26 protein-coding genes are annotated in these 25,155 nt (G+C 53.3%); 12 read left to right on the forward strand and 14 right to left on the reverse strand.

The window, feature by feature from the left end; genetic code table 11:
* The first annotated feature begins 2 nt into the window (after positions 1–2).
* Positions 3–284 (forward strand): hypothetical protein, encoded by a 282-nt coding sequence (locus B0B12_RS20135; protein WP_170871881.1) that lies wholly within the window; start codon positions 3–5, stop codon positions 282–284.
* A 68-nt stretch (positions 285–352) separates the two neighbouring features.
* Here the strand turns inward: B0B12_RS20135 and B0B12_RS15110 are convergent, their stop codons facing one another.
* Genes B0B12_RS15110 through B0B12_RS15120 form a run of 3 tightly spaced genes read right to left on the reverse strand, consistent with a single transcriptional unit; the run spans position 353 to position 2,013 of the window.
* Positions 353–1,021, reverse strand: a complete 669-nt coding sequence (locus B0B12_RS15110) for a hypothetical protein (RefSeq protein ID WP_076670578.1) — start codon at positions 1,019–1,021, stop codon at positions 353–355.
* A 45-nt stretch (positions 1,022–1,066) separates the two neighbouring features.
* Entirely contained in the window at positions 1,067–1,501 is a 435-nt protein-coding gene (locus B0B12_RS15115) for a carboxypeptidase-like regulatory domain-containing protein (protein WP_076670581.1), read from the reverse strand.
* 56 nt (positions 1,502–1,557) lie between these two features.
* On the reverse strand, positions 1,558–2,013 hold the full coding sequence (locus B0B12_RS15120; RefSeq protein WP_076670584.1) for a GNAT family N-acetyltransferase: 456 nt from the start codon (positions 2,011–2,013) through the stop codon (positions 1,558–1,560).
* A gap of 103 nt (positions 2,014–2,116) precedes the next feature.
* On the opposite strand from B0B12_RS15120, the gene B0B12_RS15125 reads away from it, so the two are divergent.
* On the forward strand, positions 2,117–2,317 hold the full coding sequence (locus tag B0B12_RS15125) for a hypothetical protein (RefSeq protein WP_076670587.1): 201 nt from the start codon (positions 2,117–2,119) through the stop codon (positions 2,315–2,317).
* A gap of 9 nt (positions 2,318–2,326) precedes the next feature.
* Here the strand turns inward: B0B12_RS15125 and B0B12_RS15130 are convergent, their stop codons facing one another.
* The 5 genes from B0B12_RS15130 to nuoL all read right to left on the reverse strand — a co-directional run bounded on the left by B0B12_RS15130 (position 2,327) and on the right by nuoL (position 11,211).
* Positions 2,327–3,241 carry a YihY/virulence factor BrkB family protein gene (locus tag B0B12_RS15130; protein WP_076670590.1) on the reverse strand — a complete coding sequence of 305 codons (915 nt, stop codon included), beginning with the start codon at positions 3,239–3,241 and terminating at the stop codon, positions 2,327–2,329.
* Between the two features lie 189 nt (positions 3,242–3,430).
* Positions 3,431–5,323, reverse strand: a complete 1,893-nt coding sequence (locus B0B12_RS15135; protein ID WP_076670593.1) for an amidophosphoribosyltransferase — start codon at positions 5,321–5,323, stop codon at positions 3,431–3,433.
* Positions 5,324–5,339: 16 nt separating this feature from the next.
* Entirely contained in the window at positions 5,340–6,848 is a 1,509-nt protein-coding gene (locus B0B12_RS15140; RefSeq protein WP_076670596.1) for an NADH-quinone oxidoreductase subunit N, read from the reverse strand.
* Positions 6,849–6,902: 54 nt separating this feature from the next.
* Entirely contained in the window at positions 6,903–8,648 is a 1,746-nt protein-coding gene (locus B0B12_RS15145; RefSeq protein WP_076670599.1) for a complex I subunit 4 family protein, read from the reverse strand.
* A gap of 379 nt (positions 8,649–9,027) precedes the next feature.
* Complete coding sequence (nuoL, locus tag B0B12_RS15150) at positions 9,028–11,211, reverse strand: NADH-quinone oxidoreductase subunit L (protein ID WP_076670602.1); 2,184 nt, start codon at positions 11,209–11,211, stop codon at positions 9,028–9,030.
* A 212-nt stretch (positions 11,212–11,423) separates the two neighbouring features.
* Here nuoL and B0B12_RS15155 point away from each other — a divergent pair, with 212 nt between their 5' ends.
* Entirely contained in the window at positions 11,424–11,717 is a 294-nt protein-coding gene (locus tag B0B12_RS15155) for a hypothetical protein (RefSeq protein WP_076670605.1), read from the forward strand.
* A gap of 372 nt (positions 11,718–12,089) precedes the next feature.
* Here B0B12_RS15155 and B0B12_RS15165 read toward each other — a convergent pair whose 3' ends face one another.
* Positions 12,090–12,371, reverse strand: coding sequence for a hypothetical protein (locus B0B12_RS15165; protein ID WP_076670611.1), 282 nt, complete (start codon positions 12,369–12,371; stop codon positions 12,090–12,092).
* Positions 12,372–12,704: 333 nt separating this feature from the next.
* Here B0B12_RS15165 and B0B12_RS20385 point away from each other — a divergent pair, with 333 nt between their 5' ends.
* The 3 genes from B0B12_RS20385 (at position 12,705) to B0B12_RS15175 (ending at position 14,052) form a co-directional block, all read left to right on the forward strand.
* Positions 12,705–12,869 (forward strand): hypothetical protein, encoded by a 165-nt coding sequence (locus tag B0B12_RS20385; protein ID WP_170871882.1) that lies wholly within the window; start codon positions 12,705–12,707, stop codon positions 12,867–12,869.
* Positions 12,856–13,188, forward strand: coding sequence for a hypothetical protein (locus B0B12_RS15170; RefSeq protein ID WP_076670614.1), 333 nt, complete (start codon positions 12,856–12,858; stop codon positions 13,186–13,188). Before B0B12_RS20385 ends, B0B12_RS15170 begins: the two co-directional genes overlap by 14 nt.
* A 186-nt stretch (positions 13,189–13,374) precedes the next feature.
* The gene (locus B0B12_RS15175) at positions 13,375–14,052 is read left to right on the forward strand and encodes a site-2 protease family protein (RefSeq protein WP_076670617.1); all 678 of its coding nucleotides are present in this window, start codon (positions 13,375–13,377) and stop codon (positions 14,050–14,052) included.
* Positions 14,053–14,088: 36 nt separating this feature from the next.
* Here B0B12_RS15175 and B0B12_RS15180 read toward each other — a convergent pair whose 3' ends face one another.
* From B0B12_RS15180 to B0B12_RS15195, 4 genes are all read right to left on the reverse strand, one after another.
* Complete coding sequence (locus B0B12_RS15180) at positions 14,089–14,967, reverse strand: universal stress protein (RefSeq protein WP_076670620.1); 879 nt, start codon at positions 14,965–14,967, stop codon at positions 14,089–14,091.
* On the reverse strand, positions 14,964–16,628 hold the full coding sequence (locus B0B12_RS15185; RefSeq protein WP_076670623.1) for a BCCT family transporter: 1,665 nt from the start codon (positions 16,626–16,628) through the stop codon (positions 14,964–14,966). The genes B0B12_RS15180 and B0B12_RS15185 overlap by 4 nt, the downstream gene beginning before the upstream one ends.
* A gap of 18 nt (positions 16,629–16,646) precedes the next feature.
* Positions 16,647–17,813 carry a hypothetical protein gene (locus B0B12_RS15190; protein ID WP_244554730.1) on the reverse strand — a complete coding sequence of 389 codons (1,167 nt, stop codon included), beginning with the start codon at positions 17,811–17,813 and terminating at the stop codon, positions 16,647–16,649.
* A gap of 171 nt (positions 17,814–17,984) precedes the next feature.
* Complete coding sequence (locus tag B0B12_RS15195) at positions 17,985–20,219, reverse strand: M3 family metallopeptidase (protein ID WP_076670626.1); 2,235 nt, start codon at positions 20,217–20,219, stop codon at positions 17,985–17,987.
* 189 nt (positions 20,220–20,408) lie between these two features.
* Here B0B12_RS15195 and B0B12_RS15200 point away from each other — a divergent pair, with 189 nt between their 5' ends.
* The 6 genes from B0B12_RS15200 to B0B12_RS15225 all read left to right on the forward strand — a co-directional run bounded on the left by B0B12_RS15200 (position 20,409) and on the right by B0B12_RS15225 (position 23,796).
* Positions 20,409–20,867, forward strand: a complete 459-nt coding sequence (locus B0B12_RS15200; protein ID WP_076670629.1) for a hypothetical protein — start codon at positions 20,409–20,411, stop codon at positions 20,865–20,867.
* Positions 20,864–21,622 carry a class I SAM-dependent methyltransferase gene (locus B0B12_RS15205; RefSeq protein ID WP_076670631.1) on the forward strand — a complete coding sequence of 253 codons (759 nt, stop codon included), beginning with the start codon at positions 20,864–20,866 and terminating at the stop codon, positions 21,620–21,622. The genes B0B12_RS15200 and B0B12_RS15205 overlap by 4 nt, the downstream gene beginning before the upstream one ends.
* 81 nt (positions 21,623–21,703) lie before the next feature.
* Positions 21,704–21,943, forward strand: coding sequence for a hypothetical protein (locus B0B12_RS15210; RefSeq protein ID WP_076670634.1), 240 nt, complete (start codon positions 21,704–21,706; stop codon positions 21,941–21,943).
* Positions 21,936–22,229: a hypothetical protein gene (locus B0B12_RS15215; RefSeq protein WP_076670636.1), complete on the forward strand. Its 294-nt coding sequence runs from the start codon at positions 21,936–21,938 to the stop codon at positions 22,227–22,229. Before B0B12_RS15210 ends, B0B12_RS15215 begins: the two co-directional genes overlap by 8 nt.
* Before the next feature lie 23 nt (positions 22,230–22,252).
* A complete protein-coding gene (locus B0B12_RS15220; protein WP_076670639.1) occupies positions 22,253–22,555 on the forward strand; it encodes a hypothetical protein in 303 nt (100 codons plus the stop codon).
* A 230-nt stretch (positions 22,556–22,785) separates the two neighbouring features.
* Complete coding sequence (locus tag B0B12_RS15225; RefSeq protein WP_076670642.1) at positions 22,786–23,796, forward strand: fasciclin domain-containing protein; 1,011 nt, start codon at positions 22,786–22,788, stop codon at positions 23,794–23,796.
* Between the two features lie 106 nt (positions 23,797–23,902).
* On the opposite strand, the gene B0B12_RS15230 is transcribed toward B0B12_RS15225, so the two are convergent.
* Positions 23,903–25,117, reverse strand: coding sequence for a sensor histidine kinase (locus B0B12_RS15230; protein ID WP_076670644.1), 1,215 nt, complete (start codon positions 25,115–25,117; stop codon positions 23,903–23,905).
* Positions 25,118–25,155: the final 38 nt, after the last annotated feature.

Here is a 25,155-nt window from a genome sequence, read left to right on the forward strand (position 1 = left end):
CAGTGATGAAGAAAACGGGACTGATCTTGTTAGGAGGACTGCTCTTTATAAGCCTTTCGCATGGGGGAAGCAGCAAGGCTACGGAGCAAAATACGTGCGCTGCTGCTTCCGTTTACCATACCACTGCCTGTGCTGTGATGGGTGAAATCAACAAGTCTACTGCCCTTGATGCTACTGTGGCGACGGTGGCAATGGAAGGACCAGCAGAGGAACAGGAAACGGCACTCCCGGACAGGCTGCTGCAGCTGCTGGATACGTTCGCAAGGCTGGTGATGGTGATCTAGGCAATTTCCGTTGCGCAAAACAAAAGGCCCGGGCTTCGTTGTCCGGGCCTTTTGTTTTGGTAGTCCCTTTACAAAATATAGCTCAGGCCCAACATGGAGTTGACTGTATGCATGGGTTGTTTCAGAGTGCTTCTGACACCCTGCGCATTTGTTACTTTAAAGGAGGGTTGGGTGGCCAGCAAGCCTATCTCCACTGAAAGCAGGAAGCGCTTATCTTGTATCCCAAATCCGCCGGCTATACCATAGGCCGGTGCCAGCGCCTTGTCGGAGCTTCGGCGGATAGGGCCGTAGGGCGTGTCGACCTGTACCTCGGGCGATCTGCTATAGGCAGCTCCCAGCGAGCCCTTTACGAAACCAAACAAGGTATTGGGAGGACTTTGCAGGTATAGGTCGGCCAACGCGTGGGTACTCTTCCAGCCTGTTGCCTCACGGCGCAGGGCCAGCTGGTCATCGGGTGCTGCAAAGGCATCCAGGTCGAAGCGGTGGAAGCGGAAGCCTGCCGAGGCACCCACCGCCAGAAAAGGCTTCACATCCACACGGTATGTACCCTGCACATTCACGCCCCTTCTGGCCATCGGCGGGTAGTCGTCTTCAAAGCGGTCTTCCTTGAAATCACCAATCGGCGAAGCAGACCCAACCAGCAGGCCGACACGCTGCACGCGCTGCGCCTGTGCTGCAGCGGAAAAACTCACCAGCAAAGCAAGTACTATCAGAAAACGTAGCGATGGATAGGACATAAGATGAAGGCTTTTTAGATAGGTATAGCCACCGGAACAGGCGGCCTAGCGAATCACAAAATCGTGCGTGAAGGTGGTATCGCGTTTGACTTCTTTGTTCCAGTACAAGGTATGCGTCGGGCAAACGGCCACACTACAGTTCGTTCCCTGCACTGCCACGACAAACCTGCCAGCGTTCATTTCACTGTCCCGGATGAGGAAGCGCAAGGTATAGCTCCCTTGGGCATCGGTGTAGGCCACCGCTTTTTTCCGGGTCATGCCGCCTCCCCCTTTGAAGGTGCCATCCCCTGTTTTCCAGGTTGCCAGCAGCTGTACATTGGCCAGGGGCTGGCCATTGGAGTGGAGCACCTTACCTGTCACCTCTGTGCAGGAGCCGGGACAGTATTTGCTGATGTAGTCGTCCTCTTCCTCGTTGCAGGCGCTCAGCCCAAAAAAAAGTGCCAGCAGCAAAGCACACCGGTAAACAAACCTTGTTATCATAGCGTGATAGGATTATGAAACAAGATAATAAAAAATTGCTATACTCCAACAAGCTGCTATACCTGCTTCACCATCTTGATATGGTCGATGCCATCCTCGTCGTATACCTCACTGCTCTGCTCAAAACCAAAGCGCTCATAAAATTTCTTCGCATACAACTGCGCCCCGATCCGGATTGGTCCCTTTCCGAAAAGCCGGTAGCACTCTTGAATTGATAACTCAACCAACTCCTGCCCTACCCCCGCGCCCCGCGCCAACTGACTCGTCACAATGCGCCCGATCGACATCATGTCCGGGTAGGAAACGCCAACCGGTACCAGCCGGGATGTGGCGACCAACACCTTATCGTCGTTGTAAAAAAGCACATGGTGGCACAACTGGTCCTTGTCGTCCATGTCAGGGAACACGCAGTTTTGCTCTACAACAAATACCTCGCTCCGTAGCCGCAGCATGTCGTAAAGTTCGTTTGGGGTAAGCTCTTGGAATGCTTTGCAGATTTTAGTGAAGGTCATGGGATATAAGAAGCTAAAGCTGGTCTAGTGTTTCACGCAAAGATACGGCAGCCGGTCTTTTATACCTATATTTGCAACACACCTACCAAAACACAGGAGCACCATGGCAAGCGACATCTTTGAAATCCTTTTTAACATCATCCCGCTGGCGCTCTTCCTATACCTGTCCCTCACGCTCATGGGCATCATCAGATACAACCAGCACACCGCCTTCCTCGCCAACGCTTCCCCCATCACCAAATTTGCCGTGTACGGTGGCACTGTTGCCTTTGCTATTATGGCTTTTGTGGATCTGAGCAAATAAGATTACTGCTCAGCCTTTCTCTCCATTCACCTTCTCAAATTTCTCTGCAATTTCGGAGGGCTCCACTTTGCGGCCCTGGTTGTCGGCGTAGGCCTTGGTCACTTCGGCTCCGAGCATGAGGATAACGGAAGAATAAAACACCCACAGCAACACGACGACGAAAGAACCCGCAGCGGCATAGAAACCAACCACTTTCACGCTGCCCAGGATGTAGTCGATCACTTCTTTGCCGATCAGGAACAGGATGGAGGTGATGATGCCGCCAGCCAGTGCGTCCTGCCACTGCACCTTGGCATCGGGTAGTATTTTATGGATCGCCGTGAAAAAGGCCAGCACCACAAGTATCGATAAAACTGTTTTGATCAGTTTGACGGTAACGGACAAGTGTTCCTCCAGCAGCTCGTGGAGTTGGTCGCGGAATACCAGCAGGGTCGCATCAAAGACCAGACTCAGCAACAGCAGAAATCCCAAGCCGGCGACGATGCCCAGAGTCACGAGGCGGTGACGAAGCAGTTTGAGGTAATTCACGTCATGCTTCACCCGGATATGCCAAACGGAGTTCAGGGCTTTCTGCATGATGAAGAAGATGATGGTGGCGCTTTTCACGACCACGGCCACCCCGATCAGCACGCTCCAGAATCCGATGGGTATCTGCGTCGCGTTGTTGAGTAAGTCATTTACCTGCTTGCCCACATCTTCGCTCATCAAGTCCTCCATCTGCTTCACGATCTCCGCCTGTACCGTTTCTTCGGCAAAAAACACGGAACCAGCCAGGGTCAACACGATCAGGATAGCTGGCAAAGAAAAGATGGTAAAAAAGGCAATGGCCCCACTGTATACGATGGGCTCTCCCCGCTGAAAGTTCCTGTACGAATCCCTTAGTATATCCTTGATCTTTCTCCAAAAACCTTGCTTGTACTCCATGTATAGATAGTTCCTTCTGCCCAATGCGCAATAGGTTAACGACCGGGACGCTGTTTGGTTAAAAGCGGATAACAGCAGATTTGTTCAGATCAATGCTTTTAAACAGTGCTATACCTGTGGCGGAAGCAAAGCAACAAAAAAGGCCTGTCCCTCTACAGAACAGGCCTTTGATAGAAAATTCAATCTTTCTTAATAAGCGCGAACGGCCTTGTTTTCCACGAAATTCATGAAGGCACGATTTACAACACGGGTACCGCCCGGGGTTGGGTAGTTGCCAGTAAAGTACCAGTCGCCGCTGTGGTTCGGGCAGGCCAGGTGCAGGTCTTCGATGCGCTGGTAAATCACCTGCACTTCAGCATGCACGTCCGGCGCTTTCACGATCTCCGATACCTTAGCAGAGATTTCGTCGTGTGTGAACAGGTCAAAGAGCTCTTTCACGTAGTTCGTCTCCATGATGGCCGGCGTACCCTGCACCGCCTGAATCCTATCGTATACCTCTTCTACTTTGTAATAGAGGCCTCTGTCTTTGAGCAGCTCCAGCATCGCACGGAAGGCCACGAACTCCTTCAAGCGTGACATGTCGATGCCGTAACAGTCTGGGTAGCGGATCTGCGGAGCGCAGGAAACGATGATGATCTTCTTCGGTTCCAGCTTGTCGAGCATGCGGATGATACTCTTCTCCAGCGTCGTGCCGCGCACAATCGAGTCGTCGAGTACCACCAGGGTGTCAACGCCTTTTTTCACCACTTCGTAAGTCGTGTCGTACACGTGCGTTACCAGGTCGTCGCGGCTGTCGTTATCAGTGATGAAGGTGCGCAGCTTCACGTCTTTGATTACCAGTTTCTCGGCACGTGGCTTGAACTGCAGAATCTCGTCAAGTTGCTCTTCGTTCAGCTCCTGGTTCAGGATGGCCTGTTTGCGGTAGGCGCGCAGGTAGTCCTCAATTCCCTTCATCATACCCAGCCAGGATGACTCCGCTGTGTTCGGGATGTATGAGAACACCGTGTTTTTCAGGTCGTAATCAATGGCTTCCAGAATCTGCGGGCACAGGCGGCGACCCATGTTCTTGCGCTCTTCGTAGATCTCCGGGTCGTTGCCACGGGAGAAGTAAATGCGCTCGAAACTGCAGGACTTTTTCTCAAGCTGCGGCATGATCTCCTTCAGATCGGCATTCCCTGCCTTGTCTACGATCAGGGCATGGCCCGGGGTGATCTCGCGGATTTCACTATAATCAATATCGAAAGCGGTTTTGATAGCTGGCTTCTCAGAAGCGATCACCACCACCTCGTCGTCCATGTAGTAGTAGGCCGGGCGGATGCCGTTCGGGTCGCGCACCACGAAGGAAGCGCCGTAACCGGTGAGGCCCGCCATGGCATAGCCTCCGTCGAAGTCTTTGCAGGCACGCTTAAGCACACGCTGCAGGCTCAAGTTATCTTCAATCAGGCCTGTGATCTCTTTATTGGAATACTCGTCCTTGTAAGATTCGAACAGCATCTGGTTTTCCTCGTCCAGGAAGTGTCCGATCTTTTCGAGCACCGTGATGGTGTCGGACTTTTGCTTTGGATGCTGGCCCAGTTCAATCAGTTTCTGGAACTGCTCATCCACGTTGGTCATGTTGAAGTTACCGGCCACGGCCAGGCTGCGGCTGCGCCAGTTGTTTTCGCGCACCATCGGGTGGCAGTTGTCCACAGAGTTGACGCCGTGCGTGCCGTAACGCAGGTGGCCCAGGTATACATCACCCAGAAAAGGGAGGTTTTCCCATACCCAGTTCGTATCGCGGGCTTTCTCTGGTTCCTCTTCTTTCAGCTTCTTAAACTCCTTGCCGATCTTCCCGAAAATGCTGTCGATGGCGCGTGTTTTAACGGAACGGAAGCGGTTGATATACTCCATGCCAGGACCTGCGTCTATCTTGATGCTCGCCACTCCTGCCCCGTCCTGGCCGCGGTTGTGCTGCTTTTGCATCAGCAGGTATAGTTTGTTGACACCGTACATCGGAGTGCCATACTTTTCAACGTAATATTCGATTGGTTTTCGGAGCCTGATCAGGGCTATACCGCACTCGTGCTTAATGGAATCGCTCATAGGGGTTGTAAAGTATCTAGGCCAGCAGTTTCTCTATCCAGTGCAGCAGCAGGTCGGGTTTAAAGAAGAAGACCAGCAGCGGCCCGGCGAAAAAAACCAGCAGCAGCTTATTTGACAGTGAAATAACTAAATTTTCGGCAGTTTGATTCCTTTTCAGGAAAAGGTAATATGGTATTTTGATATAGTAGAACAAAGCCACCCCCGTGAGCAGGATGCCGACCACGAGCAAGACCAGCAGCATCGCCTGCCCGTTGGCAGTATAGGCCTCCCAAACATTGCTGAAAACAAGCAGCTTGCCCATGAAGCCAGCCAGCGGTGGGAGCCCTGTCAGAGAGAGCAGAAAAAGCAACGCCATGATGCAGGCAAAAGGTATACGATGCCCCATTCCCCTAAAATCTTCGAGCGTGCGTACCTGCCAGTTTTCCTCGGCCATCTGCAAAAACAGGAACATGCCAAAGTTCATGAACACCAGCACCGTCATGTAAAACAGCACGCTCACGGTATAGTCGCTGCCAAAAGCCAGCAGCGCCAGCATCAGAAAACCGGCATGCGACACCGAGGAAAAAGCCATCAGGCGACGCGGCGTGCGCTGCCAAAGTGCCGTGAAGTTGCCGACCGCCAAGGTAGCGAGTGCGGCTATGCCTAGGAAAAGCAGGACATCCGAGAAAGCGTTAGCAATGGTCGGGTCGGCGAAAGCAGCCACAAAGCGCAGGATGATGATGATACCCGCCATTTTTGGGCCCGTAGAGAAAAGTGCGACAATCGGCATCGGTGCTCCCTGGTACACATCCGGGGTCCAGAAATGAAATGGTGCAGCTGATATTTTAAACAGAAAACCTGCAAATACCAATATAGCCGCCACGGTTACCATCAGCGGACTTGCCTCTAACAGACTGCGCCAGAACGACACCAGGGTATAGTCGAGCGAGCCGGTTAGGCCATAGAAAAAGGACATACCGTAGAGCATCACACCCGCCGACAGCGTGCCGTAAAGCACATACTTCAGACCTGCTTCTACTGCTCTTTTCTCTTCCTTGAGGGTGAGTGTGAGAATGTAGGAGGCAATGGACACCAGCTCAATTGCCAGGAAAACCATCAGCAGGTTCACGGATTTGGCCATCAGGTTGAGACCCAGCACTAGCACTAAGATCAGGCCGTAGTATTCACCCCGGCCTTCGCCCTGTTTGCGCTTATCTATTTTCGGGTTTTGCAGGGAGAGCAGGATCGTAAAGATGCCCGTCAAACTGAAGAGTATACCGGCGTAGCGGGCAATGCCGTCGGAGCGCAACAGGTTCAGAAACTGTACCTCGGCCACATGCCGGTCCAGCACCGACAGTACCAACACCGAGAAAAGTCCGGTGAGTGCCACCCAGGGCAGCAGGCGCTTTACTGTTTTAGACTTGAACAGGTCGAGCGTGACCAGCAGCAGGAAGAAGAGGGCCAGCAGCAATTCGGGCAGCAGCGAGCCTGCTCCAGCTAAAATGCTGTCGATGGCCTGGGTGAGGTATGCTGCCTGTTCTTCCACGTCTAGGTATAAGGTGTAATCGTGCGCCTGAGAAAGTTAATTCATCAGGACGCTTTATCTGTTTAAAATCGCTTGCAGGATGTTGAGCTGCTCTTGCCCGTTGCGCAGCACAAGGTCTGTAAAACCCGTTACTGTCATCCCTGTTTTGTCAAGGAGCAGGTGGGGGAAAATGCCGAAAATAAAGGCCAGCACGGCCAACGGCAGCAGCATCAGGTACTCGCGCTTGGTCAGGTCCGAGATAATGGCTTTCTCGCGGAGTTCCGGGAAGATCCAGTACTTGCCAAAGAACATGCGCTGCAACGCCCACAGGTAATAAGCCGCCGACAGCAACAAACCGATCACGGCCACAATCGCCATCCAGCGCGGCAGCATACCCGTTGCCTCTGGTGCACTGAAGCTACCCAGCAACACCAGCAACTCAGCAATAAAACCCGAGAAGCCTGGCAGGCCAAGCGAGGCAAAAAAGGCTACGACCACGAAGGCCGTATAGGCCGGCATGCGCTTGGCGAGTCCCCGGAAATTGAGGATCATGCGGTCGTGCGCCCGGTCGTAGATCACGCCCACCACCAGGAAGAGCATGGCCGAGATCAGGCCGTGACTGAACATCATGTAAATGGCGCCGTTCACCCCTTCGTTCGTCAGCGAGGCCACCCCTAGCAGCACAAAACCCATGTGCGACACCGACGAGTAGGCAATCAGCTTTTTGAGGTCGTTCATGGCCAGCGCACAGAGCGCCCCATAGATAATGGAGAGCACACCCAGTCCGCCAACTAAGGTCGAGAAGTAAGCCCCCGCATCCGGGAAGACGGGATACACAATGCGGATCAAGCCATAGCCGCCCACCTTTAAGAGGATGGCCGCCAGCAGTACCGAGATGGGCGTAGGCGCCTCCACGTGGGCATCCGGCAGCCAGGTATGCACCGGCACCGAGGGCACTTTGATCAGGAAGCCCGCCAACACCAGCAGGAAAGCCACGAAACGAAGCGGAAGATCGAAGAGCGTAATGCCCGAGAACACATGCAGCAGACTACCCGGTATAAAGTTGGCTGGCTCCATCATGGCCGGTATGCTGAAGGTGCGCACCAGATCCGCCTCCGCGATTGTGCCCTGCTGTAGCATCTGCTGTACCTGGCGTACCATGTCCAGACTGGCCGGCACGTTCTGCCCGATCAGCCCCATTTGCTGCGCCGTCGCCTCCGGATCGATCACAGAGGTATAGAGCCCGATCATCACGATGAGGATAAAGAGCGAGCCGACCAAGGTATAGATGAAGAACTTAAGTGCGGCATACTCGCGTTTGGGACCGCCCCACATGCCGATCAGGAAGTACATCGGCAGGAGCATGAACTCGAAAAAGAGGTAAAAAAGGAAGAAGTCCAGAGCCAGGAAACAGCCCATCACGCTCGTCATGAGCAGGAGGTAGAGCGCACAGTAGCCCTTCACATTTTTAGTGATGTTCCAGGACGAGATCACCCCAATCACCCCTACGATACCTGTTAGCAGCACCATACCGATGCTCAGGCCATCCACGCCCACAAAGTACTCGATCTGGAAACGACCCAGACTGCCCAGCGAAAAACCGATCCAGTCGAGCTTCTCCACAAACTGGTAGCCTGCCTGCCCACTCGCCGCCTTGGTACCGTCGAAGCCCAGGTATACCCATATTGCTACGGCTAGTTGCAGGAGCGTGCCGCCCAGCGTGACTGCTTTGATGCCTCGCTGCATGCGCGTCGGTAGCAGCAACACCACAAAGGCCGCTAGCAGTGGTAAGAAAATAAGGCTGGAAAGAGTATAATTCATCAAGCTAAACGCCTTCTATTTTAGTTAAAAGCAAACTCTTTAGTTAAGAGTTAAAAGTTGAGAGATTAAAAGTTGTTTGGCTCAAAGTCGCTTGCACACTCGTTATGCCTACTTTCAGTTTTCTGGCTATACCTTGGCAGTTCATGCATCTTATCGAATGAAATGCTTCACTGCTGAGTCGCTTTAAGTCATTTCGAATGAAATGAGAAATCTGAAGTATTCCCACAGCATATCGAGAATTCAGATCTCTCTTACCGTCGAGATGACAAGAGAAGCCCCCTTATTCTCTCCATTAGCACATCAGGAAATTAGCACATTCCCTTATCTCCAAATCTTCCCATCTCCAAATTTTCAAATCTTTTGGAACGCGAAATTAACATCAATTCAGCATGATGTATAGCATTATCAGAATAAATCCGAAAAGGGAATAGGCGTAGTAAGACTGCACCTTACCGTTTTGCAATCCACGCCCGAAGCGGCCAAGCACTTTGGCCAACGCGCCGATCAGCCACACGCTACCGTCCACTACCCAGTTGTCAAACCACTTCACGATCTTGGAGAATACCACCAGCCACTTGCTCGCGTAGTCCAGGGTATAGTCGATCACGCGTTTGTCGAGGCGGTACAGCATGCGGGCCATCCACAGCACGGGGCGTACCAACAGTTTGTCATACACCGCATCCAGGTAGTAATGTTGGTAGCTTAGGCGCGCCAGGGCTGTGCGTGGCTGCTCCTGCAATAGTGCTTCGCTGCTTTTACTTTTATACCTGCCAATGGCCAGCGCTATACCTGCTAGACCTAGCAAAGCAGAGAGCAGCCCGATTACCAGGTGCGCAGTTGCGTTAGCGGCGTCTTGCAGCGTTACAGCCTCGACCAGACTTCCAGCCAGCAAAGCACCTTCCTGCGGAAGCTGCTGCAAACCAACTCCCTGCATCACCCAGCTTCCGGCAAATGACAATGGGTTGAGCGAAAAGAAGATGCCCAGCGACAACACCGCCAACAAAGCAACAGGTATAAGCATCACCCGCTCCAATTCCTGACTCACCGAAAACCGAAGCGTCCGCACATCGAAAGACAACCGGAACGAACCGAAGAACATAAACCACAGGTGCCGCCCCATGTAGTAAGCCGTCAACAGCACGACCATAAACCCGATTACAGGCACTGCAAAGTACAGGCTGTTTCCAGTAGCCTGACTCATCGTCTGCGCCCAAGCCCAGCTACCCGAAAGGATGGCATCTTTGGAAAGAAAACCCGAAAATAGCGGCAAGCCAACCAGCGCCGCAGTAGCCAGCAGATAGGTATAGAAAGTGAGCGGCATGGCCTTGCGCAGACCGCCCATGTTACGGATGTCCTGCGGATCAACCTCGGCAGGCAGGTGCACATGGTGTAGGCCGCGGTGCATGGCATGGATGATGATACCGGCATTGAGGAAAAGGGCTGCTTTGAAGAAAGCGTGTGTCGTGAGGTGAAAGAGCGAGGCATCGTGCGAGCCGGTGCCCATGCCCATGACCATATAACCGAGTTGTGAAATCGTAGAGAAGGCCAGTACGGCTTTGATATCATATTGCGTGAGGGCAGCCAGCGCACCGAGCAGCGCCGTGATGGCACCAATGATGGCAATGACGGTGAGAGCATCCACGGTGAAGAAAGCGTAGCAGCGCGCCACCAGGTATACACCGGCCGCCACCATGGTCGCGGCGTGTATCAACGAGGACACGGGCGTTGGACCCTGCATGGCATCGGGCAGCCATACCTGCAGCGGGAACTGCGCCGACTTGCCCACGCAGCCCATAAACAGGCCAAGTCCGGCCAGCGTCAGAAACAGCGGGCTCAGTTCTACCGACCACGACTGCCCCTCAAAGGTATAGCCTGTCACAAAACTGCCGTTCAGCCACTCTCCTGCCCCCATCAAGGTACGCAGCGCCTCCAGGTCAAAGGTCCGGAAATAGGTATAGAAGGCAAACAAACCGAGCAGCAGGCCAATGTCGCCGACGCGGTTGACCAAAAAGGCTTTCTTGCTGGCCGCAGCGGCAGCGGGTCGCTCGTACCAAAATCCGATGAGCAGGTAAGATGACAGGCCCACCAGTTCCCAGAACATAAAGAGCAGCAGCAGGTTGTCGACCAGCACAATGCCCAGCATGCTAAACGTAAAGAGGCCCAAATAGGCGAAGTAGCGGCTATAGCCTTTGTCGCCGTGCATGTAGCCTACCGAAAAGAGCTGCACTAGTGTGGAGATGAACGTGACGATGACCAGCATCAGCACCGTCAGGTTGTCGAGCAGTATACCTGCTGTGAAATCGGCGATAAAGCCCGATGGCAGGCTGAACCAAACGGCCCGGCTATGGTATACCTCCGTGTTCCAGATTAGAGCAAAAAGATAGATCGAAAGCGCGAAGGAAAGTCCGGTGGCACAGATGCCCAGCCAGTCGCCCTGCCGTGGCAGCTTCTTGCCTGCCAGGTATAGCACCACAAAGGCGAGCAGCGGTAGCAGCAGCACGACCAGGGCCAGGTAGGTTTGGGGCGTGCCGGCCAGTGGTTCAAGAAGTGCGGAAAGCTCCAAAATATAGACTATCTATGGGATTCAATCTCAGAAACAGGACATCCTGATGCCCTCCTCAGTTTCAGGGTGCCAATTTACATATATTGTTGCAATTATATAGCCTCTCATGGCCGCTCCCCGGCGTTCATGCCCCATATTTTTCAATTTTTGCAAACAATCATCCCTCTATTTCGTTTTGTATGGTATTGTACCATCTAAACAAAATAAGAACTATGGACACACAAGATCTTAAAAGAGACGCTCAGGATTTGAAAAACAAAGCAGACAGAATAAATCCTCAGCATAAGGAAGGACCTGTAGCTGCAGCCATTGAGGACTATACTTCTCGCGTACCTTCAGACGTATTCCTTTGGGCAGCGCTGGGCTCTATGGCCGTGTCGGCTACCCTGAAGATTATGAAAAAAGACGAAGAAGCTTTGTTCGTTGGACAGTGGGCTCCTTCTTTCTTACTGCTCGGTAACTACAACAAGATGATCAAACTGATTGGTTACCAGAGCGACAAGTAAGATACATTCATTATATTCTCGTGACGAGAAACAGAAAGAGGGAGCCTGTGCTCCCTCTTTCTGTTTTATATGCAGGATGATTTAGCTACTTACAAGAACACCTGTAAACTATCATTAAAGCCTCATTTAATGATAATGATACAAGAAAGTTCAAAAAGATTACTTTTTTCTACCAACTGCACCAATTATAGGTATAATTATCTCTATATTTGCAGCGGCTAAAAGTTGAAGGTTGCCTTTCAGGCGATCCTTTGAAGAGGCAGGGCTCCCCACGAAGGAGCCTTTGCTTTTTATACGCCATATCTGCCCTGAAAACGCGCCTTCCAGCACGCTCCCAAAAAGATAATCCATTAAAGTAAGGCTGCGGTAAAGCTAGACAACCTCTGCAGAGGGTTCGGAGTTTACACCTGCACTGGAGCTGAACGCTTCACAGTACTTTTTTCGAAGATTTTGCACGCCATTCCAGTCGATGACGTCTTCCTCACTGCTGAGAAGCGTCAGACTTTCCTTCACAGCAGAATCTGAAATAAACATTCTGTCCTGGTAAAGGCCATTGGCATAAAAACGACAGTAGGTACGGATCTCGTCCGCTTCTGTCAAAACTATTAGATCGCAAGACTGAAGCTTGCTGGTAAATAGAGAAAATTCATCCATAATTGGTAATCGGTATTCTGAATGCATCGAAGCAAATAGAGTAGTGTCTCTTATCGGTTTCTTCTACTCATTAAATAAGCTGTTACGGCACCCAAATAAAAATGTTCGCTAGTGTAGTGTCCGCTAATCAGACCCGCACACGCTAATTTTATCCCTTCTCAGACACAAAATATGCCCTATTAAGCTCCATAGCCTATTTTTTTCAAGTACTATACCTGCAACAAGGCTGTCTTTACTAAATTAAAATAAAATTGAATATCCTATTAAAAATTAATTAATTCATATCAACGTATACCCTTATTTATATCCATCATTAAGTCTAGGTATACGGTTATGAAAACAGCATTACTGATTTTCGGAAAGCGCCTTCTGTGCATTGCCGCACTGTTGGTTGCGCCTCTTTATTTTTCAATGGCCCAGACCTCCAACAGCCGACCGCTGCAAGCGATGCAGGGGCGATACGGTATGGGTGGTTATCAATCATGTGAAGCCGGATAAGCGCGAACAGTTCGAGCGCTTTGTTTATGAGATATTCTGGCCCGCCTCCTCTAAACTGGACGAGAAAGCGCAGCGTGCCTTTAAACACACTCGGGTGCTCAACCCCGTAGCACCGGAGGAGGATGGTACCTATACCTATGTTTTTCTGATGGACCCGCTCATCAGTGGCGAAGAGTACTGGATTGACGGCCTCTTGAAGAAAATGTATCCCACCAAGCAAGCTGAGGAGTACTATAAACTGTTTCTGGATGCCCTGGCCAGGGAGGGCGAAACCTACCGTACGCTGCAGTCCAAGTACTGGGGCGGGGCGTACAGGTAACTGTCAGCAGTAAACGGCACGGAGCCTGGAGACTAATTTGATTTTCTCCTCCGGCTGCTGACCACCCTATCAGGCTATACCTGAACGGCGGTCGTAGGTATAGCAACTTCACAAGTCTTGTTTGTGAAGGAAGGTCTCACCGCTCCATTTAAACATACAATTTTTCGGGACGCCGTAACAAGAAACATGTTTGGCATCAACGACATCCCGAAGTTCTTTCTGGCCTTCTTCCTTGTGCTGCCGGTCATTTCCTTTCTGCATGAGGCGGGCCATGTGTTTTTTGCCTGGCTGATGGGCGGCAAGAACATCCGGGTCACGGTCGGCACCGGCGATGTGCTTTTTCGCCTGGGCATGCTGGAAGTCCGGCAGTACTATTTCTGGTATGGCCTCTGCTCCTATGATAACCTGAAGCGCAACCAGCGCTTTCCCAACATCCTCATCTTTTCCGGTGGCGTGTTGTTCAACGCACTGTCGGCAATGGCTGTCGTCTACCTGGTGGAGCAGGAAATGATCAGGCCCGGGCTGCTCACCTACCAGTTCACGTACTTCTCCTTGTATTACATCTTCTTTGCGCTGCTGCCCATGCCTTACCCGGACGGTAGCTACAGCGACGGCAAGTACATCCTGGACCTGCTCCGCAACCGGCCGATAGCGGAGCACATTTACCGCATACAGTGGGATCAGGAAAAGGCGCAGTGGCAGGTGCTCGACCACGACAAGACTGTGGTGGAGGTATTCCAGGAGGAAGATAAGGCATTAGCCCGGGCACACGAACTGGCGCAGGCCAATCGCCCAAGCCGGCTGCTTCATACACGCAATGGCCAGGAGGTGGAAGTTTTCAACTATCCTAGGGTGCCCTTATAAGCCCCAGCCGTTCACACGGCAGGCAAGGTATACCTGCTATTTCCTGGCCGGCTCCTCGGGGTACACCAGCCACAGCGGCACACCGACGTCTGAGTTATACACATCAGCAGCGACGCTACCCAGGCTCAGTGCTGGCAGTGCGTTCATGCTTCTCAGGCCCAGCACCAGCAGGTCGTGGTGGCCCTTCTCCTGGTGCAGGGCAATGCGCTCGGCAATGGTTTTGTTGGCTGCGCGCACCAGGGTATAGGGCACACCGGCTATCTCCGGGTGCCGCCGCTGCAAGTCAGCGAATTTTCCTTTCACCACTTCCACTGCCTTCCGGATGGCCTCTTCTTCTGATATGAGCGGGAAAAACTGGGTTGGCAGCCGGTATACGTGCAGTATCTCTAGCTCTAGCCCCAACTGGTCCGTCAGGGCTTTGCTCAGCCGGAGCGCATGCAGCGAGGTATCGGAGAAGTCGATCGGCACGAGTACTTTCCGCAGGTTGAAGCTGGCCGTTTCGGGGCAGACGAGCACACTGCAGGGCAGAATGCGCAGCAATTTGGTGCCCTGAGCGCCGGTTCTTTTGTCGCTCATGGTCTTGCCCAGCAGCGTAAGCTTAATGTTGTAGCGCCTCACCAGGTTGGCCAGTATCACCTCTGTGTTGGGCTCCTGACTGACCAGTATTTCGTGATCGGTGATGTTGCCAAACTGTTCGGCTACCAAGTCAGCGATGTTGCCCTCCACCTCCTGGCTGAGATCCAGATCGCCGAGCATCTCCCGGAATTCATCGGCCAGCTCATAGAGCTTTATGTTGTGGACGAAGTACACTTTCCGGACCTGCAGGCGTTCGCATACGGAGCGGGAGAAGGCAATAAGTTTATCGTCGAGTTCGCTCAGGTCGAGGCAGACCATCATGGCATCTATCGTGATCATAGCGCATCGGGGTTAGGTGATACTGGATTGTCTTGTTTGGTCTCGGCTGCTTTAGCTTCCTGCTTCTGGGCACGCCTGGCCAGCATCTCGGTTACCAGTTGCTGATACGCCTTGCGCTGCTGCACCTTGCCAATTTTTGCCTCCTCTTCTGCTTCCTCTGTCAGGCCCAGGTAGAGACTGTAGCACATGAGCAACAGGATGATGGCGAAGGGCAAGCCGGTAATGATAACGGCCGTCTGAAGTGCCTGCAAGCCGCCGCCGAGCAAAAGCACCGCCGCAATGGCCCCTCCTACCAATGCCCAGAACACACGGATGCCAACCGATGGGTTTAGCTTGCCGCCAGAGGTCAGGCTCACCACCACCAGCGAACCGGAGTCGGAAGAAGTGACGAAGAAGCCGGCCACCAGGATGACGCCTATCACCGACAGCACAGTGGAAAACGGCAGTTGCTCGAAGAACACGAACAGGGCGGTGGACATGTCGGCCGCCACGGCATTGGCGATGGTAGGGTCGCCGGCCAGGGTTTCGCGCAGGGCGGTACTGCCAAAGGCCGTCATCCACAAAAAGCAAAGCAGCGAAGGAGCAATGAGCACACCCAGGACGAACTCTTTGATGGTGCGTCCTTTGGAAACCCGCGCAATGAAGATGCCCACAAAAGGCGCCCAGGAGATCCACCAGGCCCAGTAAAAAACCGTCCAGCTACCTTGCCAGTTGCGGGTGGAGTAGGCTTCGTTCCAGAACGAGAGCTGCATGAAATTGCCGATGTAGGAGCCGGTGTTCTGTACATAGGAGCCAAGTATGAACACGGTGGGCCCCAGCGCCAGGACCGCCACCAGTATAAACAGCGCAACCCGGATGTTCCACTCGCTCAGGATGCGTACCCCTTTGTCTACCCCCGTTACGACGGAAATGGTGGCGATGCCCGTGATCACTGCGATGAGGATGATCTGGGTCGTGATGGTATTGGCGATGGCAGGAAACACGTGGTTCAGCCCGGCTGCCACCTGTTGTACCCCAAAGCCCAGCGAGGTAGCCAGTCCGAACAGCGTCGCGATCACGGCCAGGATATCGATCACGTGGCCAGCTATTCCGTGGATGCGCTCGCCCAGGAATGGATAGAAGGCGGAACGTACCGTTAGCGGCAACTTGCGGTTGTAGGTAAAGAAGGCCAGCGCCAGCGCCACGAGTGCGTAGATCGCCCAGGCATGCAGCCCCCAGTGCAGAAACGTGAAGTTCATGGCCTGGCGGGCAGCGGCGGGTGTGCCGGGCTCGCCAAGTGGGGGCGTCTGAAAGTGGTTGAGGGGCTCGGCGATGCTCCAGAACAGCAGGCCGATGCCCATGCCGGCACTGAACAGCATGGCAAACCAGGCGGAGGTGGTAAACTCCGGCTTAGCGTCCTTGCCTCCCAGCCTTATCTTGCCAAACCGACTGAAGGCCATGTAGAAACAGAAAGCTACAAACAGGTTCACACTCAGAATAAACAGCCAGCCCATGTTTGCCGTGACAGCCGCCTGGGTGGCGCTGAAGAACTCCTCCGCACCCTCCCTGAAAATAAGCACCAGGGTGATGCTGACCACCAGGAACACGATAGAGGACCAGAACACGGGGGCGTTTACATCCAGGCCAAACGATTTCTTTGTATCACTTCCTGTTTTACTCATACATTCTGTCTTCAAAGGTTAGAAATAATACCCCATGTTGATGTTGAAGCGCATGTGCCATTTGGCGTCGCCCGGGGTACCATTGGCAAAGGCGTTCGTCCACTCCGGCCCCAGCCAGGGGTGGTTGTAGCCGAAGGCCGCGTCGGTGTAGATGTACATGGGGCCGGCCGTTGTAAGTGCGCCAAGCACGTTCATCTGCGCATTCTCGTAGCCGCTCACACTCTTGCGGTAAAAGCCGTAGTTGTTGTAAATGTCTACGCTTTGTACGAGGCGGGTTTGCAAAGGAATGTGGTAGGCGACGCCTGCCGTATAGATTTCCCCGCTGTTGGCCACGTTGTAGTTGGCCCCATAAGCACCCATTTCCACAAAGTCTATCTCGGCACCGGAGACATACTTGGGGTTAAAGCGGTAAAGCATGGCCTGCAGCTTGATGTTCCAGGGGCTGTGGTCCGTTTTGTATTCGTAATGCACTGCCCCGGCGTAGCGGGTGCCGTTGCGCTCGGTGTCGAGGTTGTAGAGCAGCCCGCCCTGCAGCGAAACGCCCAGTTCATGGGCCAGGCTATCGCCCAGGCGCCGCAGTATTTTCAGGTCCAGCTGGTTGTTTTCCTTGTTCCGTCCGGTCACGTCGTAGGAATAGCGGTTGGGGCTGGGGTCGGTCAACGCAAAGACGAACTCCTCGGCGCTCTTGTAATAGGCCGCCTGCCATTGCCAGCGCCCCGAGTCACGGATGTACTTCACGCCCATGTCGTGGTCGTCCTCAAAGCCCACATAGTAAGTAATGTTAAAGAACCAGTTGTTGGAGTTGTATTGCTGGATGCCGAAGGGCACCTGGTTTAGGCCGACCTGCAGCTGGGATCCCTCGTCGAAGTCGTACTGGAACCAGGCTTGCTTGAGAAAGGAGCCTCCGAAGGCCTGGGAGTAGTGGCGGAACTCAGCATTTAGTTTGATGCCCCTGTACTCGGCTTCGGCGTTGATGCGGAACATGTCAAAGCCAAAATCTCCGCCGCGCTCCAGCTGGTCCTGCTTCCAGGTCGAGAGGTTGTAGTTGAAGCGCACGGCACCGCCCAGTTTCAGATAGGGCTTCTCCTTGGGCTTCTCTTCCGGGGATTGCGCCAGGCTTACCTGACCAATCTGAAAGAGAAGCAATAGAATCCACAGTATCCGGTAGAGTAAAGCTTTTCTCAATGGCTTTTGCCTTGTTTTCGAACAGGCCTGCTCTTAAAGACGAGGCAAGGTGTCGAAGGTTATCCAAACCCATAAAAAAAGCGGTGCGGGAATTTTCCCACACCGCTTTTAGCAGTTTTCAGCGCTGTATACCTTGCGACTGTTTTGCAGCCAGGTATAGCCTGATGATTACTATTTCTGACCGCCTGACTTTTTAGTCTGACCGTTGGTCTTCTTAGTCTGCTCACCCGGCACCGGGAAGCCGCGGTCACGCATCAGCGCATCGATCTTGGCATCGCGGCCACGGAACTGACGGTAAGCGTCTGCAGGGTCCATGGCGTTGCGCGGCGCGAACAGGTATTTCACCAGCTTGTCAGCCACTTGCTTGTCGTAGAAGCCGCCTGGCGCTTCGGCAAATGCCTCAGCTGCGTCAGAGGTCAGCACGTCGGCCCACAGGTAACCGTAGTAACCGGTGGCGTAGCCTTCACCAGAGAACACGTGTGTGAAGTGCGGCGTACGGTGACGCATCACGATCTCTTTCGGCATACCTAGCTTGGCCAGTGTCTCCTTCTCAAATTTGTCTGGGTCGAGAGTGTTTGGATCAGCCAGGTGCAGGTGCATGTCCATCAGGGCAGAAGCCAGGAACTCGGTTGTCTCGAAGCCCTGGTTGAAAGTAGCGGCTTTCTCAATTTTGGCTACCAACTCTTTTGGCATCGGCTCACCTGTCTTGTAGTGCTTCAGGAACTGGTTGATCACCTTGTCGGTAGACAGCCAGCGCTCCAGCAGCTGCGACTGGAACTCGGTGTAGTCACGCACGCCGCTGTTGAGCGTCGGGTACTTCACGTTCGAAGCCAGGAAGTGCAGCGCGTGGCCAAACTCGTGGAAGAAAGTAGTCGCATCGTCCCACGAAACCAGCACAGGCTCGCCTGGCGCAGGCTTCACAAAGTTGGAGTTGTTCGAAGAAAGTACAGTCTTTTTGCCATCAAAGGTCGTGTGGGCGCGGTAAGTCGTCGCCCAGGCACCAGAGCGCTTGCCCTGACGCGCGAACGGATCGAGGTACCACAGACCGATGTGCTCGCCAGTGGTCTTATCCGTCACTTCCCATACCTTCACGTCTTCCTGGAACACAGGCACAGAACCTTCCGGCACCGGCGTGAATTTGAAGTTGAACAGCTCGCCTGCTGTGAAGAACATGGCTTGGGTCAGGTTACCAAGCTCCAGGTACTGCTTCACTTCGTCGGAGTTCAGGTCATACTTGTCCTGGCGCACTTTCTCAGCGTAGTAGCGGTAGTCCCACGGCTCGATCTTGATTTTGGTCTTGCTCGTCTTGTCAGCCACTTTCTGCATGTCGGCCACTTCTTCTTTGGCACGGGCCACTGCTGCCGGCCACACGGCCATCATCAGGTCCATGGCGGCCTCCGGGTTTTTGGCCATGCGGTTCTGCAGCCTCCACTGCGGGTAGTTGTCGTAGCCCATCAGCTGCACGCGCTCGCGGCGCAGTTTCAGGATGTCGACGATGTTCTTCTTGTTGTCGTTGGCGTCGTTGTTGTCGCCTCGGGAGTAGTAGTTCTTCCATACCTGCTCGCGCAGTCCGCGCTCGTCAGAGTAGGTCAGGAACTGGTCCATGCTCGAGCGGGTGTTGGTTACGGCGTACTGGCCTGGCTTGCCACGGTCAGCGGCAGCCTTGGCAGCGGCTTTCACAAAAGACTCCGGCAATCCGCCCAGCTGGTCTTTGGTGAAGAACACCACGTATTTCTCTTCATCCGCCAGCACGTTGTTACCGAAGGCGGTATAGAGCGACGAAAGCTCTTTGTTGATGTCAGCGTAACGCTTCTTTTTCTCAGGGCTCAGGTCAGCGCCTTCCATGGCGAAGTTTTCGTACACGAGCTGCACCACACGCTGCTGGTCAGCTGGAAGCGGGGTTTTCTGAGCGTTTTCGTAAACAGTCTTGATGCGCTGGAACAGCTTCTCGTTCTGAGAGATCTTGGAGCTGAACTCAGAGATCTTCGGCGCCAGTTCTGCCTGCACCTTTCTGAACTCCGGCGTAGACATGTTGCTGCCCCAGATGCCGTAGTAGGTGAACACACGGCCCAGTTCCTCTCCGGCTCTTTCCATCTCCTCGATGGTGTTGGCGAAGGTGGCAGGCTGCGGGTTGTTGGCAATGGCTTCGATCTCGGCCAGGTTCATGGCCATGGCTTTCTCCATCGCCGGCTTCAGGTCGGCCAGGTTCATTTTATCAAAGGCCGGCACGCCGCCGTAAGGGCCCGTCCACTCCTGCATGAGCGGGTTGGTCTCAGCCTTTTGCTGCTCTGTGGTGGCCTGGGTCTGCTGCGTCTGCTCCTGCGTCTTCACCGAGGTACAGCTCGCCAGCGCCAGCATCACCGCCACGCCGGATATCTTTCCAGCCGATATGATCTGTTCTTTCATAGAATATTAAAGTGAATGATAAATTTCAGCACAAGATACAAAAAATAGACCAAATGCTTTACGGGGCAATTTTAAGGCCACCTGCTATACCTGAAGTGGCATCTGCAAACGTTAGGTAAGTATCCTCCCCTGGTGGTGGCAAAAACATGCGTCCGCTCGTATAGAGAGAACGGCATACTTCCTTTTACCATGCAAGATTCCCCTATTAAAGACAAGCTGGCTTTGCGCAAGCTCTACGAAACTATTCTGCCTAAGTTGGCACAACACATTCACCAGCACCTGGCCGATGTCATCGCGCTTTTCCATGACTTCAAGCTGGAGAAACTGGTCGACACCTGGACGCGCGAACCGGGCTCCGATGCCGCCAATGAAATTAGCCTCGACAAGGGGAATGTGAACCAGATGGGTTTAAGGCTGCGGCTGGAGGGCTTCCAGCGGGTGGGCGCCGACAACTTTGACCTGACCAAGGACCTGCTCTTCAAACTAGAGCGCACTTTCTATACCATCGGTCCGAACCAGGACAACGTATGGCTGGAGAAGGATTACCTGCAAAACTGGGAGGACACCGACTACGAACTAGTAGCCGAGAAATGGACCGAACAGCTGATTGACGACCTGACCCAGCGACTGGAAAAATACACGCTATGACAAAACTTACCGGCTCTCCCCTCCTGCTTGCCCTGCTTCTGGCCCTTTGCCTAAGCAGTTGCCACGCCTGCCAGGCACAGCAAGCCACCGTTGCAACACAGCAGAAAGGCTATACCTACAAAAAGCCTTCGTCGGGAGGCACAGGCAAGGTATACATGGGCCGTGAGATTGCCGCCATCATGTCGGCGACCGGGGGCAACTGGCTGGACCGCGACACCCGGCAGGAAGAAGAGAACTCGACCAAAATTCTGCAATACCTGCAACTAAAGCCAACCGATGTGGTAGCAGACATTGGCGCAGGCACAGGGTTCTATACCTTTCAGATAGCCCCTCTGGTGCCGCAGGGCAAGGTATACGCCGTGGAGGTGCAGGATCGGTTTGTGGAGCAGTTGCAAGACCGAAAAAAGAAAGAAGAGACTCCGCATGTAGAAATAGTAAAGGGCAGTTCTAAAAGCATCCACCTGCCTGCGCAGTCCGCGGACGTTGCACTGATGGTGGATGTGTACCATGAACTCGAGTTTCCAAAGGAAGTGCTGCAGGATATTCACCAGACCCTGAAGCCGGACGGCCGCTTGATTTTGCTTGAGTACAAAGCAGAAGACCCGAACGTGAAAATTCGGGCTTTGCATAAGATGAGTGCAGCGCAAATAAAAAAAGAGCTGCAGGCAAGCGGCTTTACATTAGAGCGCAGTGAGACCGATCTGCCTTTGCAACACGTCATGGTTTTCAGGAAATCCGGTATGGAAAGAGAATAAAATACATATTTTCAAGCTGTTACACCATCCTACCCGTAACAACTCACGTAGTAGTATGTATACCTGCTAAAATTGTAGTTTATGCATACCACCACATTCAAATTTGAAGAGGGGAGTCCGTATGTGGGGAGCCACCGCCCCATCGGGCTGGAAATCCATGAACGGTTGATGTGGCAAGTCAGGCGTTTGCACCGGGAGGACATGCAAAAAGCCGGCTGGGAGCTGATCATCTACACACCTATACCTGCCTATTTGGACAAGCCCGCCACGATTGAAGTGTACTGGGATTACGATAACCCTGACGAACCCTGCAGTGATTAATAAAGCATCTACACCCGAATACCCTTACCAGAACCCAAGTCTCAGCTTCTTCAACACCCACACCCTGGCTGGAAGACTGGAGATGATATGGGCGCATGGCACCTTTCTGGCTGAACGGGGCCGCCGTGGCTACCGCATCCAGCTCTACGACATGGGCGATTTCTTTGCCGAAGTGTGGAGTAACCCCGAATCCCACATTATCGGGTTGATCAGGGGACTGGGATCCAAGCGTGCCCTGGAGCCCTACACAAACAAGATCAACTTGCTGGACATGATGTTCTGGTAAGGATTTATACCTTAATTTGGGGCGTGAACTCTGTCAAGCTCAGCGCCTATTCCCGCCTTTACGCCTTCTCGGATTACCGCAGCATGAAAACGGCCCTGCCCTACATGCGCCAGGTGGTGCTCGCCAAAGCCCTGACCGAAGTGGAGGAGGCTGATGCCCGGCGCGTGGTCATGCGTGTGCCAGGCAGTGGATTCCAGAATTACCTCCAGCCACTCGGTGGCCGGCAAACCAAAACGACAGGTATAGCTTCGCTTATCACGGCCCTTCAGTTACTCTACAAGCAAAACGGCTTCTCGGCCAGGTATATCGTGGTAGAGCGCAGCTAAAGCCTACTTCAGTTGTGTTAAGATTATCCTGTGTCGGACGAGTTGCTGGCAGGTTGAGCAGCTCGCCGTGTGGCGTCCTATCCTATTCTGGCAACTCGCCACATATCACCCTATCTATCTCTATACCAGCGGTATAACACTGAATATTTTGCCCTCAGGTATAAACATTTGAAATAACAGCCGGTTGAGCTTAGTAGAATAATATAACGCTCACTTAAAAAAACAAAAACATGAAGAAAACAGTAACTACCTCCATTTTCAGGAACAAGTTGGGTGCGCTGGCTATTCTGCTGGCTATCGTCTTCTCCTTTTCGGCCTGCGACAGACAGGACGACGTGCAACCGGAGACCGACCTGCTCTCCGCTTCGGAAGACATGCTGACCGTGCTGCAGAAAACCGACCTAATGAAGGGCAAAGCACAGCCAGCCGCCCGAAAGCAAAACGAACGCAAGCCCACCTTCAGCACCTTGCTGGTTGCCTTGGCCAAAACCGCACTTACGTCTACAGTGGCTAAAAATGACCTGACGCTGTTTGCCCCGTCTGATGAGGCGTTTGCCAAGCTGGGTCTATACCCCAACAACATCGGCAGTGTGCCGAACCTGCGGGAGATTCTGCTCTACCATGCCGTAGAAGGGAAAGTGTATGCTGCTGACCTGACGGCAGGCTATCTGCCTACGCTCAACGGTGCGGCCGTTAACATCACCCTGAACGGAGGTGTGCAGGTAAACGGTGCTGATGTGCTGCTTGCCGATGCCCGCGCCTTGAATGGCGTGATTCATGTGATTGACGAAGTGCTGATGCCGCCAACCCTTAACCTGGTAGACCTGGCCCTGAGCTTCGATCCGGAGTTCTCGATTCTGGTGCAGGCAGTTGTTAAAGCGGACCTGGCTGCCACACTGGCTACCGGCGGCCCATATACCGTGTTTGCCCCAACCAACGAAGCATTTATGGCTGCTTTAGGAGAACTTGGATTTGCCAGCCTGGATGATGTGCCTGAGAGCGTCCTCAGACAGATTCTGCTATACCATGTGGTGGAAGGCCGTGTGTACTCAAGTGACCTGAGCTCCGGCGCAGTTGAGACCGTAAACGGGGATACGTTCTATGTCAACACGGGGAACCTGACCCTGACCGACACACAGGGCCGGGTTGCCAACCTTATACCTTCCCTGCTGAATGTGCAGGCCACAAACGGTGTCGTTCACGTCATCGACAAAGTGATACTGCCTAACCTGGGCAGCTAAGCACACAGACCGCCAAACAAAAGAGCAGGGACACTAATTTTCGTTGGTGCCCCTGCTCTTTTGTTTGGTATACTTATGGCGCAGAGAATACGCTGCAAGCGCTTTTCTAAAAAATGATCGTGAAGGTAGTGCCCTCGCCCACCACGCTGCTTACCTCAATTTTCCCTTGCACATTGTCCACCATTCTTTTCACGATGTAAAGCCCGACACCGCTGCCCTCCACATGGTCGTGGGCCCGCTTGAACATCGTAAACACACTGTCCTGCTTGTCGGGTGGTATACCTAGTCCGTTGTCCTGCACCGAAAGCCAGTCATTCCCATCACGTTTCTCTAACCGGACGGTGATATACGGTATTCGTTCGGGAGAGCGGTATTTGATGGCGTTGCTGATCAGGTTGCTGAGAATGCTTTTGAAATTCTTTAGCGTAAAGCCCGTCAAATGACAATCCGCAGCGATCACCTCTATCTGTGCCCCGTTCTCCAGCACAAGACTCTGCAAGTCCTGCCTCACAGACTCCACCACTTGGTTCAGGTCAAGCACGGCAGACTCTGCATCGGGTCCGGTTTTATCGATTTCTACAATGGCTGTCAGGTCCCGGATGGTGGTGGAGAAACGCTTGAGCGAGGTCTTCATCATGGCGGTAATCTGCTGGAGCTCCTCCCGATCCAGGTGCTCGTTCGAAACGGAAATAGAGAGTAACTCGATAAGCCCTGCAATATTGGCAACAGGCGATTTTAGGTCGTGAGAGGCCGTATACACGAAATTGTCGAGGTCGAAATTTGCGCTAGCGAGGCCCCTGTTTTCTTTCTGCAGCTCTGCCGTGAACGTGTTGCTGCGCTCCAGCAAGTCCATGCTCTCCAGATGGAAGGCGATCAGCTCGGCAAACAGCTTAAACATGTTGATCACCTTCGGGTTATTCACCAGCGCCGGCCTGGAGTCGATGGCACAGAGCGTTCCGAAAAAGTCGCCGTTTCTAAGAAAGACAGGTATAGAGATGTAGCTCTGGAGTCCGTAAATCCGTGGGGTATGGTGGTGCCTGTACACTGGATCCTCTGCCACGTTGTCAATCACAATCGGTTGATGGTGCGCCCTTATTTCGTCGCAAAGGGTTGTTTTTATCTCTAGTTCACCGCCCGCTTCCAGGCCAAAGTTCACTTCGTCGCGCACGCTGCAGGCCAGCCATCTGTCTTCTGTTACGCGGGCTACCGCTGCAAACCCCATTCCGGTGGTCTGGCATATTACTTCGAGCATGGTGGGTATAATCTGAATCTGCCTGATGGCTTCCAGATCTTTTAATAGCTCGTCTTGGGTTTGAATCATGTGGGAGGGTGGTGTTTCAGGGTCGCATCGTCATGCTA

This window comes from Pontibacter indicus, assembly GCF_900156345.1.
Taxonomy (GTDB): Bacteria; Bacteroidota; Bacteroidia; order Cytophagales; family Hymenobacteraceae; genus Pontibacter; species Pontibacter indicus.